The organism is Corynebacterium sp. MSK012, from assembly GCF_030232435.1.
GTDB lineage: Bacteria > Actinomycetota > Actinomycetes > Mycobacteriales > Mycobacteriaceae > Corynebacterium > Corynebacterium jeikeium_D.
This window is the reverse complement of the sequence record NZ_JASPJU010000003.1, coordinates 187,303-203,718: the sequence shown is the minus strand read 5'-3', so window position 1 is coordinate 203,718 and position 16,416 is coordinate 187,303. Positions and strand designations below refer to the sequence as shown.

The following is a 16,416-nucleotide window of genomic DNA, read 5'->3' as shown; positions in this document are numbered from 1 at the left end:
AGCTATTCTTTGGTGATTTGTGGTGTGTGGTCTGGGGTTATGGTGGCATGCGGACACACTTTTCTTTACTTAACCCTCAAAAGCCGCATATTAGGTTATGCTAAGTTAATTCACGCTTGCTGCACTTGTGCCACCACTTTGGCCAACGCAGCCCATAAACCCGTTATTTCCGCATCATGAGACAAGGAGCGCGTGTTGTCTAGCAACCCGTTTGATGACGAACAGGGCAGCTTCTTCGCCCTTATCAACGACGAGGGACAGTACTCGTTGTGGCCTACGTTCGCCGCCGTGCCAGACGGATGGACCGTGGCTCTGGGAGACCCTTCCCGTGGCGTAGACGGCGGGGTATCGCGGGACGAGGCGATGGAGTTCATCGACCGCGAGTGGACCACCTTGCAACCGGCAGGAAAGTCTCACGCTTAAGTGAGTGCCGTACTTCCCACTGCTTTGCCTGGTGAGTCCGCTGCGGAGATTGGCCGCCTGCTCCGTCGCACCGCAACTCCAGCAATTAGTGCGGTGCTGTTCACTTTCGCCGGTGCCTTGCTCTCTCTGGTGCCCATTTATCTGCTGGCCAGCGTCATCGATGCGGTAGCCGCCGGTGACGGCAAGTCTGGCGTGCTGAAGGTGATTGTGTGGGCTGCCGTGGCGTGTGTTGGTACTGCCGTTGTCGCTGGCCTTGCGGAGGCGCTGACGGGTGTGACGATTGCCCAGGTAGTTGCGAAGTTGCGTGAGCGCGCCGTCGCCGCGGTGCTGAATCTGCCTTCCACCACGGTGGAGTCCCTGGGCCGGGGAGAGGTGCTGGGCCGAGTTGGTGCGGATGTCGCCGCGCTGGTGAGCAGTGCCCGCAAGTCGGTTCCATCGACCCTCAGCGCGCTGGTGATGGTCGTGGTGGCCAGCGCTGGAATAGCGGGGTTGGATTGGCGCCTCGCGTTGGCGGGGCTGTGCGGGATTCCGTTCTATGCGCTGGGGTTGCGATGGTATCTTCCTCGTTCTGCCCCTTTGTATCGACGCCAACGCGAATTAGAAGCCGGTGTCATCGGTTCCTTGCAAGGTTCTATGGAGGGCATTCGTTCGGTTCGTTCGCATCGGCTGGTGGATAGCCGCCAAGGTCTCACCAGGCGCTACGCGCAGGCTTCGCGGGACGAATCAATCGCTGCGTTTCGTGTGTTTTCCGGGCTGGTGGCGCGGGAGAACTTCGCGGAGTTCATGGGGTTGTCAGCCCTGTCTGTCGTAGGCTGGTTGCTCTTCCGCGAAGATGCGGTGACGGTGGGCGAGATCTCGGCAGCGTTGATTCTGTTCCACCGTCAGTTCGTGCCGATCGGCACGATTCTGTTCACCTTTGATGAACTGCAGCGCAGCGGGGCGGCCTTGGGGCGCATCGTGGGACTCATTCGCTCCGCGGGTGCGGATACGCCACAGCCGATTGATGACTACTCCTCGCATCGGCAGAGTCCAGCTGTAGAGGTCAAGGGCCTGAATTATCGGTACGAGGATGGCCCAGAGATCTTGCATGACTTGGCGTTCCACATCCCTGCGGGGTGCACGGTATGCGTGGTCGGCGGATCGGGAGCTGGCAAGTCCACGGTTGCGGAAATTGTCTCTGGAACCCTCGAGATGGCAGAGCCGGGTGTGATCACCGTTGGGGGGTGCGACGTGGTGGGAATGAGTGCGCAAGAAAGAAGCTCGATCTTTTGCGTTGCCTCCCAGGAAAACTACGTCTTCGCGATGAGTTTGCGCGATAATCTCCTGCTGGCAGCCGAAGGTGCCAGCGACGCAGAAATATGGGATGCGCTGCGCCGAACCGGTGCGGAAGATTGGTGCACATCCTTGTCCCATGGCGACAAGCAGGGCTTAGACACAATGCTGGGCGAAGGGGGCCTGCACGTAGATGCGGTGGCGGCACAGCGTCTGGCGCTGGCCAGGGTGGCATTGTCTCGGGCTGGCGTCGTCATTCTTGACGAATCAACGGCCGAAGATGACGGTGACCTCGAGGAAACACAGCAATCACACGAGGCCTTTTCGATGTCCTTGGAGGACGCTGCCCGCGCGGCGATCCGCGGACGGACGGCGATGGTGATTGCGCACCGGCTCAGCCAAGCAACCTCCGCCGATAGCGTGGTGGTGATGGAGCGCGGGCGCGTGGTGGAAACAGGTACGCACGAGGAGCTGGCAGCAAGAAACGGAACATATGCCGATATGTGGACCGCCTGGAATGAGCAGGGGAGGCAGGCGCGTGTCTGACAACAAGGTGGTGACGCTGCGCGGGCTGGTCAGAAAAAATTCTCGCGCGATGGCTCTGAGTGGCTTGTTGCTGAGCATCTACCACGTGGCAGAAGCCATGATTGCGGTGTTACTGGGATGGTTGGCGCACAGTCTTATCGCTAGCGAGAATGTGTGGCACCTGGTGGGTGGAATCGCAGCCTTAGGCGCTACGCTGGCGACGGTGTCTGTGAGCTGGCAGACAGGGTTCCGGATACTGCAGGCTACGTCGGCTCGGAACGTATGTGAATTGCGGGCAGGCATCACCTCGCAGGTGGTGAGCCATGGTGGGCATTCCGACGATGCGGACAGTCTGCCTCGCCAGGAATTGCCCACGGTGGTGGGTGAAGACGTGGTGCAGGCGGTAGACATCATCGAAGTGGTCCCGGTGGGGATCAGTGCGCTGGTGGGAGCCGTTTTCTGCACGATTGTTCTGGCGCTGATTGATCTGCCACTGGGAGTGGTGGTGTTGGTGCTCAGCGCGGTGGTGTTGATAGTCCTGCACCGGCTGTCTCAGATCATTGAACGCCGCGCGGAGCGGCAACAAACTCTGCTCGCGCGAGTGACCGCGCGCATGACCGACATTCTGCAGGGGCTGCCGGTGATCTCGGGAGTGGCTGGCGCGCATCCGGCCTACCGTGGATATGCGCGTAAATCTGAAGAGGCGTGTGCGGATGCTCGGAAGCTCGCGTGGGTCAGCGGAGGTTATGAAGCCGTGGCGATGGGCAGCAATGTGCTGTTGCTGAGTGCGGTGGGCCTGTACGCGGGCTATCGAACCATTTCCGGCGATGTGACGTTGGGGGAGTTGGTCACCGTGGTGGCGCTGTCACAATTTATCGCGGAGCCGATGCGGCAGTGCAGCAGAATGCCGCGCTTCATTGGATTGGCGAGGGCTTCCGTTCGGAGGCTGCAGCGCGTGGCGGAAGCTCAGCGGCTGCGTGAGGGGCAGGGCGTGCCATCTGCTCAGATTGGCACGCCTGCCATTTCCATGCGCGGTGGAGACGGTGAGGCCGAAGGAGACGGCGAGGTCGAGGGATCAGAGCAGGCTTCCGTGGCGTTCGCAGAGGGGCGACTGACGGTGGTGCACTGTTCAGCCGCATGGGCAGATGCTCTGGTGGATGCGTTGGTCGCGGGGGAGTCGATGGAGCTTGGCTCCCTGACTAGGCCACAAACTCAACAACTGTGGATCCGGGGGCGCGATATTTGCGAGATCTCGGTAGACGATGTGCGTTCCGCTGTGCTTGCCGAGCCTCGGAAGCCGGCATTGTTTGGGGACACAGTGGGGCAGGCGGTGCTGCGGAGCTCTGGAGAGGGCAGGGCGGAGGATGCAGTAGACATTCTTAACGCCTTAGGGCTCGATGAACTGGCGCCGGGGGCGGCTCATTCAGCCGGGGTATTGGATCACGAGCTGACCGAAGGTGCGCGCAATCTTTCCGGTGGTCAGCGGCAGCGGCTGGGATTGGCACGAGCGCTACTGGCTGAGCCGGAGATGTTGGTGATGGTTGATCCGGTCTCGTCAGTGGATTCAATGACGGGCATGAAAGTGGCGCGTGCGGTGAGAGATATTCGCCGCGGGCGTACCACGGTGGTCCTGTGTGTGGGGAGGGCCTTCCAGTCGGTAGCCGAGGACGTAGTTGATGTGAAGCCTCTAGCTGGGAGTTTGCGGACGCGGGGTGAGCAATTCCCGCTAGGGGGTTGTTGAGCAATAGAAGATAGGTTAGCCTACCCTTTGCATTGCCTACCCTAAGAAGTTGGTTGGCGCATCCTACAGAGAGGCCATAGTGACCATCATCGATCGTCAAGCTCAGACATCCGCAGAGCGCAGTACCCACGAAAATTCCGTCCGCGACATCGTCGGGATCGGCATCGGCCCCGGAAACCTCGGGCTCGCGGTAGCTATCGAAGAGCAAGCTCCAGAATTCGATGCACTCTTTGTGGAAGCCCGCCCGGAATTCAACTGGCACCCAGGCATGCTCCTCGAAGGATCCAACATGCAGATCAGCTTCCTTAAAGACCTGGTTACGGTGCGCAATCCGCAGAGCCGCTTCAGCTTCATCAACTACTTGCATCACAGCGACCGCTTGATTGATTTCATTAACCGCCAAACCTTCACCCCGGAACGCGTGGAATTCGCCGATTACCTCCGATGGATCGCGGATCACATCACCGTGGACACGCAGTACAACACCACCGTGACGTCCATCGAGACGCTTCCGGAACTGGCCGCAGACGGAGCTCGTTTTGTGGTGCACGTCCGCAGGAAGTTAGGAAGCGGTGAGTCCGAAGGGCAGCGAGCTCAGCAGTCGGAGTCCATTCGCTGCCGCAACGTGGTGGTTGCCCGCGGGCTGGAAGCCAAGATGCCTGCGTGGGCAGAGGACAGCTCCTTGGACACCTCGCGCATCTTCCACAACATCGATTTGCTCCCGCGCACCAAGAAGCTGCTGAACAGTGGGTGGGATATCCGCCGAGCTTTGGTGATCGGCGCGGGCCAGTCCGCAGCCGAGGCCATCCGGTACTTCCACGATTGCCCGCATATCGATACCGTCACGGGCAGCTTGAACAGCTACGGCTTCATCCCCGCCGATGACAGCCCCTTCGCCAATCGGGTGTTCGACCCGGAGGCCGTTGATGACTTCTTCCATGCGCCCGATGCGATCCGCAACGAGCTGTTGATCCGCCACCGGTACACCAATTACGCCTGCGTGGAATCTGAGCTCCTCGATGAGCTCCACGACCGTCAGTATCGGGAAAGCGTCACCGGGCGTCAGCGGCTCGATATTCGCCGGACCACGGAGGTGCTCGGTGCGCGTAATTGTTCCGACGGCAGCGTCGACGTGGACATTCGCCACCGAGTAACCGGAGACGTGGTGACAGAAAACTTTGACGTGGTGGTGTGCGCCACGGGCTTCCGATCTCGCGGTCTTGCGGGGATTCACGCTGATAGTCACGGCAGTGAAGAATTCACCGTCACTAGGGATTACGGCGCCGTGCTCAATGGCGAGCGCGTGCCAGGACTCTTCGTGCAGGGAGCAACTGAGGCCACGCATGGACTCGGTTCCACGTTGCTCTCCAACATCGCGACCCGCTCCGGGGAACTGGTGGAGGCCATCACGGGTCAGCAACGCACGCATCGTGCGCCGGCGGATGAAGATCTCCGCTCCGAGCAACATCGGGATTCTTCGCACCTGATCGCAGGCTGATTTTCCCGAGCCGTGCTCCGCTTGAGGTTGGCTGACACCTAGCCCGACGTCCGCCATCCGCGTCTGATTCCCTGTTTCCCCATCAACCGAAAGGCTCTTTGTGCCCACCCGATCGTCTGCTCACACTCCGTTTTCCTCTGGCGATACGCTTGCTTCTCGAGATGGCGGCGCCGTCATCGGTCATGGCCGCAGTGAACAGGATCGGATCGCCCAGCAGCGCATATGGAATGACACGGATCAGGATCGCGATCGCCCGGACCTGATTAGCCTGCTCCTGCAGCATGCGCAGGAGACCCCGGATGCGCTCGCAGTGGTGGATGACCGGCACAGACTGACCTATGCGCAGCTCGTCGCCCATGCAACTGCTGTAGCGCGAAATTTGCGGGAACACGGTATTGACGCTGGTCAGAGTGTGGGAATCTCCCTGCCGCGCAGCGCGGAGATGGTGGTGGGTATCGTCGCCACGTTGCTCGCCGGTGGCAGTTTTGTCCCGCTAGACCCCTCGTGGCCGCAGGCGCGCCGGGAATCCGTCACCCACGATGCCAGCCTGAGCTTCGTACTCACGCCGGACAACTGCGCGCTCACCGAAGACGCGCTATTCGACCTCGATGCCACCCGCGAGCTGTTCACCCCGCCGTCCACGGACAGCGTTGCGTACGTCATCTTTACCTCTGGCAGCACCGGCCGCCCAAAGGGCGCAATGATCCGCCACGGTGCGATCGTGGAGCGCTTGCTCTGGCAGCGCGATCAGATCCTGTTCTTCGGCCGCGATGATGCCTCCCTGTTCAAGGCACCGCTGGCCTTTGATATCTCCATCAATGAGATCTTCCTGCCGCTGGTTTGCGGGGGCCGCGTGGTGGTGGCCGCGCCGGGCGTGGAGCAAGACCCCCAACGCTTGGCCCGCCTCATCCATCGCGAGGGCGTGACGTTTGCGTATCTGGTTTCGAGTGTTCTCGACGTCATGCTCAAACAGGCCGAAGGCACGAATCTATTAGACAGCTTGCGGCATGTCTGGTGTGGCGGAGAGATGCTCACCCAGGCGCTGTTCCGTCGCTTTCGCCAGCAGCTGGCCATCCCGCTGTACCACGGGTACGGGCCAGCGGAAGCTACCATCGGTGTCTCCCACGTCATCTACCGTGACGACGAGGATCGCCTCAACACGAGCATCGGTGTGGCCAATCCCAACTGTCGGCTCTATGTGCTCGATGAGCACCTGCGGGTGGTTCCAGACCAAGAAATTGGTGAACTCTATGTGGCCGGATTCCTGCTGGCCAAGGGGTATATCAATGCCCCAGGACTCACGGCCAGCCGCTTTGTTGCGGATGTGTTTGCGTCGGACGGAACCCGGATGTACCGCACGGGAGACCTGGTGCGCCGGCACAACGACGGCTCGCTGGAATTCGTGGGGCGGGCCGATAATCAGGTGAAAATCCGTGGCATGCGTCTGGAGTTGGAGGACGTGGAATCTGCGCTGGTGGGACACCCAGATGTGGAGGCGGCGAGCGTGATTGCTCGGGAGGGGCGACTGCTGGGCTACGTGACGGTGACTGCGGGCCTCGTGGGTGCTGCGATCCGTAGTTGGTGTGCCGAGGTACTGCCCGAATACATGGTGCCCGCGATTATCACCGTCATGGATGAGTTGCCGCGGACGGCCAACGGAAAAGTGGATCGGAAGGCACTGCCGGAACCTGATTGGAGCTCGCTCACTGATGCCCCGGCCGATGCTGAACGTGACGGGGAAACCGTTGCTCTGCTCGCGGAGGCAATGGCTGAAGCATTGGGGGTTAGCGCGGTGGGTGCGGAGACGGACTTCTTCGATATCGGTGGCGATAGCCTGCGGGCCATCACCCTGGTCTCGGCTCTGGGACGGCGCGGGGTGGAGGTGAGTGTGGGAGATATTTTCTCTGCGCGCACTCCACAGCAACTGGCTCGGTGCGCCGAAGAGCGCGGAACCTTCGTGCAGGATCCAGACGATGAACCAACCGGTGAGGTGCAGTCGCTGCCGATTCTGCGCTGGTTCGATTCCATTACTGATCACGTGGACGGCTTCATTCAGTCCGTGGAGTTTTCAGTTCCAGAAGATGTGGATGCGCAGCTGGCCGGGCGAATGGTGGCTGACGTGCTGCAGGCGCACCCTGCACTGCGGGCCCGTGTGCAGCGGAATCCCTTGCGGCTGGAACTCCCGGAGGAATCTGCCGAAGAAGCGGTGGCGATCCACCCCACCACGGACATCGCTGCGCTTTCTGAACTGCTGGATCCGGCAGTCGGAGTGGTGGTAGCGGCTGGGCTGGTGCCCGGAAGATTGCGCCTTGTGGTGCATCACCTGGTGGTCGATGGCGTGTCATGGAACATTATCGGCGAGGACCTCGCCGCGGCGTATCGCGGGGAACAGCTCGCGCCGGAGCGGACGTCCCTGCGCCGATGGACGCAGCTGCTGCAACAGGCCGTTGATACTGGCGAATTCGCGGAGGATGCCAATAGTTCCCTGCCCCCATTGCCGAGTGCAGATGAACCTCTGCGGGACCCGCAGGTGCCAGCGCTTGCTGATAGTCCCGAGAAAGCGCCCACAGTCCGTGAGGAGCGCAGCGTGGTACATGAGGCATCAGTGCAGATCACGGACGAATTACTGGGTGCGGTGCCCCACGCTTTCCGCACGGGGGCGAATTCCGTATTGCTTACGGCATTGAGCGTGGCGTTGGCGCGTTGGCGTCGAAACAAACAAACATGGACCCTGGTGGAGATGGAGGGGCACGGCCGCGAAACCCGATTCGTACCCGGGCCACAGGGCAGGGAAGCAGACCTTTCACGCACGGTGGGCTGGTTCACCTGCCTATATCCCATGCTGATCGACCCCACCCGGGCGGCAGTGCAGGAGGCCTCCACAGAGGTCGAGGGCAGCATCGCCCCGCTAGCGCTGGCACTCAACGCAGTGAAAGACCAGCTCGCGGCCATCCCCGGCAACGGCGTTCCTTACCAGGCCCACACCTGGTTGCATCAGTCCGCGAAGACCCCTCCGCAGGCACAGGTGCTGTTCAACTACTTGGGGCGCGTATCCGCAGGAGCACAAGATTTCGCTCCCGCGGGTTCCACCGGCCAACTCGGCGAGCAACGCGACCCGGACCAGCCGTTGGTCCGCGAGCTGGAGTTCAACGCGATCGCCGAAGACACCGGCGAGGGATACGTCCTGCGCACCACGATCTCCTGGGCGCGCGGCAGGATCTCCCCCGAACGGATCGACGAATTGGTCGCGCACTGGGATGTGGCATTGCGCGAGGTGGCAGCGCTTGCCGATCACGGCGTGTTGTCCGTGGGCGACGTTGCCCCCGCACCCGTGAACTCTGCGGACCTGGCACGAATCACTGCGCAGAGCTCCGCGGAGCTGCAGGACGTGCTGCCGCTGACCCCGCTGCAGCACGGCATGTACTTCCACTCGCTATTCGAGGAATCGGCCAGCTCGTATGTGGAGCAACAGGTCTTGCGGGTGGAATGCAGCGAACCGTTTGACCGGGAGCGATTCGCCCGCGCTGCGCGTAATTTGATCCGACGCCACCCCGCACTGAGCACCCGCCCTTGGGAAACTGACGGTGGCGATGTGGTTGCCGTGATTGATCCGGGGATTGCCGAGCATTTGCGGGTGGACTTTCGGGACGTGACGGTGCCTGCCGAGTTGGCTGGGCCTGGATTAGACGGGTGGCTCGTGCAGCGTACGGAAGAGATTGCCGCTGATGACCTCTCGCGGGGAATCTCCTTGCAGCCGCCCGGTGATGCCGCGCCCGAGCCGCTCATGCGATGGACCGTTGTGCTCCCGACCAGTGTCGATGGTGCGGTGTGTGGCCAGGACATCGCCGTGATCCAGACGGTGCATCACCTGATCGCCGACGGATGGTCCGTGCCCATCATGCTGCGGGATCTCCTGGAGATCTACCGGGATGACGATGCCCGAATCCCGCGCTACGACCCGGACGCCGGAATGGCCGGCAGCGTGCGATGGGTGGCGCGCAGAGACGCGGAAGCCGATATGTCCGTCTGGCGCGAGGAAATGCGCGAGGTACGCCCCACGGTGCTGTGCCCTAATCCTTCGAGTTCGCTCGAGCGCCGGGAGTTGCTGGTAGACGATCCGCGGACTGTTGGCTTGTCTGAGCGTGCTCGGGCAGCGGGTGTGGGCCTGCCGGATGTGGTGCACGCGGCGTGGGGGCTGGTCCTTCGCACCTTGGTGGGCTGCGAACCTGGGGCTGACGTGGTGTTTGCCACTTCCGTTTCCGGCCGTGACATTCCCGTTCTTGGCGTGGCCGATGCCGTGGGCATGCAGCTCAACACCATCCCGGTGGTCGCGCCGGGGCAATCTGATCCCACCCTGCCGGTGACCAGCATGCTGCACGCCATGGTCCATCACAACAATCAGGTCCGCGATGTGCAGCACGTCAGCCTGGCTGATATTGCCCGCGACCTGGGAACCAACGCCAGCGAACTGCTGGATACGTTGATGGTGGTGGAGGTGCCGCTATCTCCACAGGACGTGGGCTGCCCCGGCTCGCCACTACAGGTTGCTGACGTGCGCAACAATGGCGCGCCGCACTTTCCCCTGTCCGTCGTGGTCAACCCTTCCGCTGAGCACCCACTGCGCCTGATCTACGATCCGCAGCGAATCACCGAGGTACGTGCCGAAAGGATCGCGCAGATGCTCGCGGTGAGTGTGGATTCTTTGCTGTCTGAATCCGGTGCGGTGGCGACCGTGGGTGAGGTTGCAGAGGCGTTGGGTGCGGTATCTGGTGTGGACACGCTTCCTTCTTTGTGGCGACGCAGCTTCGAGCACTCCCGCGACCGGCCCGCCCTGACCAGCATCGGAGAAGACGGTGCTGCGGAGCATTGGACCTACGAAGAACTAGACGACGCCGCTCAGCGTATACGCGCTGTGCTGGACCGGAAGGTTGCCATCCACACCCCGAGAGTAGCCCTGCTCATGGAGCGCGATGCGTGGCAGGTTGCGGCCATTCTGGCGACCACGATGTCCGCCGGCACCTACGTTCCCGTGGATCCGTTGTCCCCGCAAGCGCGGGTGGAATTGATCCTGGAGGATTGCCAGCCCGATGCCGTGCTGGTGTCTCCCAGCGCGGAAAAAATGGTCTCTGAGCTGGTAGATTGTCCCGTCCTCGTGGTCAGTGAACAGACGATGAGCGGGGAAGCGAAGCCGCCTGCGGGCCGGTCGGCAAGCGTGGCCCGTGCCAATGACATCGCCTACGTGATCTACACCTCCGGCTCCACAGGGCGGCCGAAGGGCGTGGCCGTCACACACGCCAACGTGACCGCGATGCTGGGCAATGCTCGCAGCCACGTGGAGTTTTCGCAGGAGGACGTGTGGTCGATCAGCCACAGCTTCGCCTTTGACTTTTCGGTGTGGGAGATGTGGGCAGCGCTGAGCTCCGGCGGGCGTGCCGTGGTGATGCCGTATGCGCTGATGCGCTCGCCCGAGGATGCCGCAGAGGTGTTGCGTGCCGAAGCCATCACGGTGCTGAGCCAGACCCCAACCGCCTTTGCCGCGTTGGAGCCGCACCTCGGGCAGGACTCTGCGGTGCGCACGGTGATCTTCGGCGGCGAGGCCTTGGAGGCCCGCGCGGAGGCTGCCTACTGCAGTGCTCATCCGAATGTTCGGTTTATCAACATGTATGGCATCACGGAGACGACAGTGCACGTCACAGCACACGAATGCTCCGAGAATGCAGGGGAGGCCCGCAGCCCGATCGGCCGCCCGATGGACGGGTTGCGTACCTATGTTCTGGACGCGCAATTACAGCCGGTGCAGCCTGGAGAGACCGGCATGATGTACGTTGCCGGGCCGCAGGTCACCGCGGGTTATTGGGGGCTTGCTTCTACCACGGCCTCCCGCTTCGTGGCCGATCCTTTCGTTGGCGGCGGCGCGCGGATGTACTGCAGCAATGACATGGCAAAGGTGCTGAACAACGGTCATCTGGATTACGTGGGCCGCGCCGATAGGCAGGTGCAGCTGCGCGGTTATCGCGTGGAGCTGGGGGAGATCGAGAGCGCGCTGGAGAAGGTCAGCGGTGTGCGGGAGGCCACCGTGGTGGTCGTCGATCTGCCCGAAGGCCAGGTGCCGGGTGCGTTGTTGATTACGGATTCTCGTGCCGACGCAAAGGCGATCACCTCCCGAGCTGCCGCAGCGGCCCGAGACGCGCTCCCTGCCTACATGGTTCCGCAGCTATTCGCGGTGAGTACGCAGGTGCCGCAGACCATCAATGGCAAGCGGGATGAGCGCGCGATCCTGGACCTTCTGGGTGAGATTCCTGCTGCTCAGCAGGCTTCGGGCACCTCGGATCTGGTGGAGGCGATCTCGCAGGCAATTGCTGATGCACTTCGCTTGGACCGCGCCGAGGTGGAGCCGGACTCGGACTTCTTCCGCTTAGGTGGAGACAGTATTCTTGCCATCCGCGTTACTCACGCGCTGGCGCGCGCTGATCTCAACGTGACTCCGCGGGACTTCTTCTTGGGCCGCACGCCACGCAAGATTGCCGAGCGGGTCACGCCGCAGGCCACCCAGCAGAAAATCCAGGAAACAAGGCAGAGCCAGGAAGAAGCCCTGCCCAAGGACGGGCACCAGGAGATCTCGGGGGCTTTCCCCATCCCGGCGATGCTGCGCAGGCAGATGGAAAGAGGCATGAGCGACCGCTTTGTGCAGGCGCGCCGCTTGGATCTGGGGCCAGTCGCTGTGGAGGACTTGGAACAGGCCCTGCAGCAGGTAGCGCAGGCACATCCGATGCTTCGTACGCGCGTGGACACCAGTTCTGCGTTCGCGCACTTTGTTGGTGCCGAGGGAGACGGCCCTATGGTTGTGCGGGCTTTGGACGTGGATGCATTGATCGATCACATCGATATTGCTGCTGGTCGTAGCGTGGTGCTCGGGTGTGTGGATGGGTACGTCAAGGCCGTTGCTCATCACGCGGTGATCGATAGCGCCAGTTGGATGATTCTGGAAGACGATCTGCGCGATGCGCTCGCAGGGCGCAGGATTCTCTCCGGGCAGGCGAGCTACAAGGATCTTTGCCTGCAAGAACTGCACGATGCTCACACCGCAGCAGCTCAGGATGCCCTGCACTGGAGTGAACTGGCTACGCTGCCACGGCCCGTCGAGGACTCGAACCAGTGGAGTACGGATCATGTGAGCACGCTCGAAGTGAACATTGACGGACAGACCGCGCAGGTCCTGCAGAGCGTTGCACCCGACGTGATGGGTGTGGACGTTCAGGACCTCGTGGCAGGACTGGTGACCGTCGCGGTGGCTCGAACAATGGGCACGGACGCGCGGAGCTGGGCCGTGGACGTAGAAGGCCACGGACGTCCGGCTGATCATTCCTATGGTCGAACCCTCGGATGGTTTACCACCATCGCGCCGGTGGAAATCCCGTTGGCTGATCCAGCGGATGCAGCACGTGCCGCAGCGGAAATGCGCGCGCTCCACGAGGACGGCACAGCCCCGGACCGCCGCACTTATCAGGCACTGCGATACACACACCCGCAAGGGCAGCGAACCCTGGCCCATGGGGCACAGATCCTGGTCAACTACCTCGGACGGGGAGAGACTGGCGCTGTCCTCCACGCGCCGGGCGATGCCGCCTGCCAGTGGACGGATTACCTGGTGGAGGCCGATGTGTGGTCTAGCGAGCGGGCCGTAAGCATGGAGCTGTCCGTGGTGAATGCGGTGATTTCCGCCGAGCGTTTGCGCAGCGCCATCGGCGAGGTTGCTCGCGAGTTGCAGGAGCACGTCAGCCGCGAGCAATCCTCAGGACGCCGCGCTCCGCTGAGCGTGCTGCAGCGCGGAATCTGGTTCCAGTCACAGGTGGCAGCACCGGGTGCCTACGTTGCACAGACTGCGTTGACGTTTGACCGGAGACTGGATGCCGAGGCCGTGGTGGAAGCCTTCCGGGACACAGTGACCGTGCATCCAGCCATGGGCGCGGAGTTCCACACCGATGCTTCCGGCCAACCCGTGCAGAACTTGCCGTGGAGTGGACAGGGCATTGACCTCCCCGTCGAGACCACCGAAGGGGATCTCGAGGCGATCATGCACGCTGATCGCAGCGCGGGCATCGATCTCGCATCCGTGCCGCTGGCGAAGGCAACCATCGTCACCGGCCGAAGTGACGGACAGCCTGGCGACACGCTGCTTCTTACCTACCACCTGGTTCTGGTCGATGGTTGGTCGCGTGCAGTGATGCTGCAAACCTTCCTCGAGAGGCTGACGTTGAGGTCCGGCCAGGCCCGCACGCAGGGTGCGGGAGAGTTGGTTCCTCGCGGTTGTTCTATTGCTGACGCCCTGCTCGAGTCCGTTGACACTCGCAAAGAGCAGGCAGATAGCGACTATTGGGTACATCGCCTAGAGACGTTGTCTCAGCCCACGCTCGTTGCCCCGCAGGCCGCGGATATCTCTTCAGAGCACGCTGGTAGCGAGTTGCCTCGCCAGGTGTTTGCCGAGGTCAGCGAGCAGCTGACCGGCGCACTGCAGGAAAAGATCCGGGCGCAGGCCGTGACGTTGACCTCCGTGGTCAACGCAGCCGTGGCCGTGGCCTTGGGTGCTGTCACAGGGGATTCGGATGTGGTGTTTGGTCAGTCTGTCAGTGGCCGCGATGCCTTGAGCGACCCCGCCATGTCTGATGTGGTGGGAGTGCTGCTCAACACAGTGCCAGTGCGAGTGACAGCTCGGCCCGGCCAGAGCATAGAAGAACTGGTCCAGGATGTTTATCGCCAGCGCATCGAGGATATGGACCACGATTCCGCGGACCTCGGCGCCATCCAGCGGCAGCTGGGGGTAGGCACGCTGTTCGATTCCATGGTGGTGGTGCAGAACTTCCTCGATCCGCAGGCAGCAGCGGAACTTCGGGAACGCCACGGGGTTGTGGAGGAGCGCGCGGAAGATTCCACGCACTTCCCTCTGACCTGGGTATTCACTCCGGGGCCGAAGCTGGGCATCAAGCTGGAATTCCGCCACGACGTGGTGGACGAGTCCCTCGCACATTCCGTGCTCAAGGCCGCGACCGAAGTCCTGACCGCGTTTGTGGACACACCAGAGGTCCCGCTCGCTCAGCTGGCCCAGTTGGCGCCAGCCCGAGCGGAGGATTCTTCCCCGCAAAGCACGACGGAGCAGATGGCTTCCTGGCAGAAGGCCGAAGGCATTGACCGCACCATTGCGGATGAGCTCAAGGACACCGCCCAGCGCTTCCCAGATCGCATCGCGCTAGCGGATGACGCACAGCAGTGGACGTTCGGTGAGCTGATTGCTCGCTGTTCCGACATTGCGGAAAAGATCAAGAATTGCGGCGTGACCAGCGGCGATACTGTCGCCATTGCGGTGGAGCGCTCCGCGCATTCGGTGGTGGCTCTGCTGGGAGCCCTGTGGGCAGGGGTGCGCTACGCGCCGCTTGATCTGACGCACCCCGATGGGCGGCTCCGGGTCCTCGTGGAGGACAGCCAGCCCGCAGCCGCGCTGGTGGACTCGAGTTCTCGGGAGCGCATGGAGCGGATCGGTGCGCTTCCTTGCGTCGACGTCACCACTGCCGATTCCCACGCCACCACCCACACGCCTGCGGCGGTGCCCGGGGACGATGCCTACCTGATGTACACCTCCGGATCGACCGGCAAGCCCAAGGGCGTGGTGATCAAGCATCGCGGGCTGCACAACATGCTGGACAATCACCGGCGCAAGATCTTCGCCCCAGCTGCTGCCGATGGGCGGACGTTGCGGATCGCGCATGCCATCAGCTTCGCCTTCGATATGTCGTGGGAAGAGCTGTTTTGGCTGGTGGAAGGCCACGAGGTGCGGATCTTCTCCGAGGATTTGCGACGCGATGCTGCGGCCATGGTTGAGGCCATTCGCGCGCATCAGGTGGATGTCATCAACGTCACCCCGACCGTTGCCGAGCAGCTGCTCGCGGAGGGGATGCTGGAATCCGGCGCGCATCGCCCGCGGCTGGTGCTCTTGGGCGGCGAGGCTGTCTCGCACGGCGTGTGGGAGACCTTGCGAAAGGCCGATGACGTGCGCGGATACAACCTCTATGGACCCACCGAGTACACCATCAACGCCCTGGGTGCTGGCACGGATGAGAGCGCCACGCCCGTGATCGGAATGCCGGTGGATCGCACGGCGGCGTTCGTTTTGGACCCGTGGTTGCGCCCCGTTCCTACAGGAGCGCCGGGTGAGCTCTACCTCGCGGGCAGCGGCTTAGCGCAGGAGTATCATGGGCTCGCGGCGCGCACCGCCAGCTCCATGGTCGCCTGCCCGTGGGGCGCCCCGGGTGAGCGGATGTATCGCACGGGAGACATCGTCCGCGTGCGTGCGGATGGCATGTTCGAGTACCTCGGACGCAGCGACGATCAGGTGAAAATTCGTGGTCACCGCGTGGATCCCGGCGACGTCTCGGCCGCCGTGTCCCGCGGCGTTGATCCCCGCATCCTCCACTGCGTGACCGTTCCTGTTCGTATATCCGACGCCACACTCCTGGCCTGTCACCTCGTGGCCCCACAACTGCGCGATGCGGACCAGGGGGAGCGGCAGAGTTTCCTGACTGGCGTGCGTAATGCATTGCGCGAGGAACTGCCCAGCTACATGATCCCGGATCGATGGTCGATCGTGGATGAGTTGCCGGTGACGTCGAATGGAAAGACCGACCTTGCTGCACTGGGTGAGGGAGAAAGGATCACGGAGAAGGGCCGCGAACCGGCGAACGAAACCGAGGAGATCACGGCGGAGCTGTTTGCCGAATCGCTAGATATTGAGCCCGAGGACGTGCCGGTGGATGCTGATTACTTTGACATGGGTGGGCACTCCATGGCGGTCATCAAGCTCTGCGCACTGCTGCGTGGAGAGCTGGGAGTGGAGGTTGGCGTGCGCGAATTCTACGGTCTGCGGACAGTCGAGCGCGTGGCGGAGTTTGTGGAGGCGCGCTCGTAG

The 16,416-nt window shown here is 62.6% G+C and carries 5 protein-coding genes; all 5 read left to right on the top strand.

The window, feature by feature from the left end; genetic code table 11:
• Positions 1-195 precede the first annotated feature (195 nt).
• The 5 genes from QP977_RS03165 (at position 196) to QP977_RS03145 (ending at position 16,416) form a co-directional block, all read left to right on the top strand.
• Positions 196-423 carry an MbtH family protein gene (locus QP977_RS03165; protein WP_011274127.1) on the top strand — a complete coding sequence of 76 codons (228 nt, stop codon included), beginning with the start codon at positions 196-198 and terminating at the stop codon, positions 421-423.
• Positions 424-2,241 (top strand): ABC transporter ATP-binding protein, encoded by a 1,818-nt coding sequence (locus tag QP977_RS03160; RefSeq protein WP_011274126.1) that lies wholly within the window; start codon positions 424-426, stop codon positions 2,239-2,241.
• Positions 2,234-3,961, top strand: coding sequence for an ABC transporter transmembrane domain-containing protein (locus QP977_RS03155; RefSeq protein WP_284847126.1), 1,728 nt, complete (start codon positions 2,234-2,236; stop codon positions 3,959-3,961). The genes QP977_RS03160 and QP977_RS03155 overlap by 8 nt, the downstream gene beginning before the upstream one ends.
• Positions 3,962-4,040: 79 nt before the next feature.
• Positions 4,041-5,459 (top strand): lysine N(6)-hydroxylase/L-ornithine N(5)-oxygenase family protein, encoded by a 1,419-nt coding sequence (locus tag QP977_RS03150; RefSeq protein WP_284847125.1) that lies wholly within the window; start codon positions 4,041-4,043, stop codon positions 5,457-5,459.
• A gap of 100 nt (positions 5,460-5,559) precedes the next feature.
• Positions 5,560-16,416 (top strand): non-ribosomal peptide synthetase, encoded by a 10,857-nt coding sequence (locus tag QP977_RS03145; RefSeq protein ID WP_011274123.1) that lies wholly within the window; start codon positions 5,560-5,562, stop codon positions 16,414-16,416.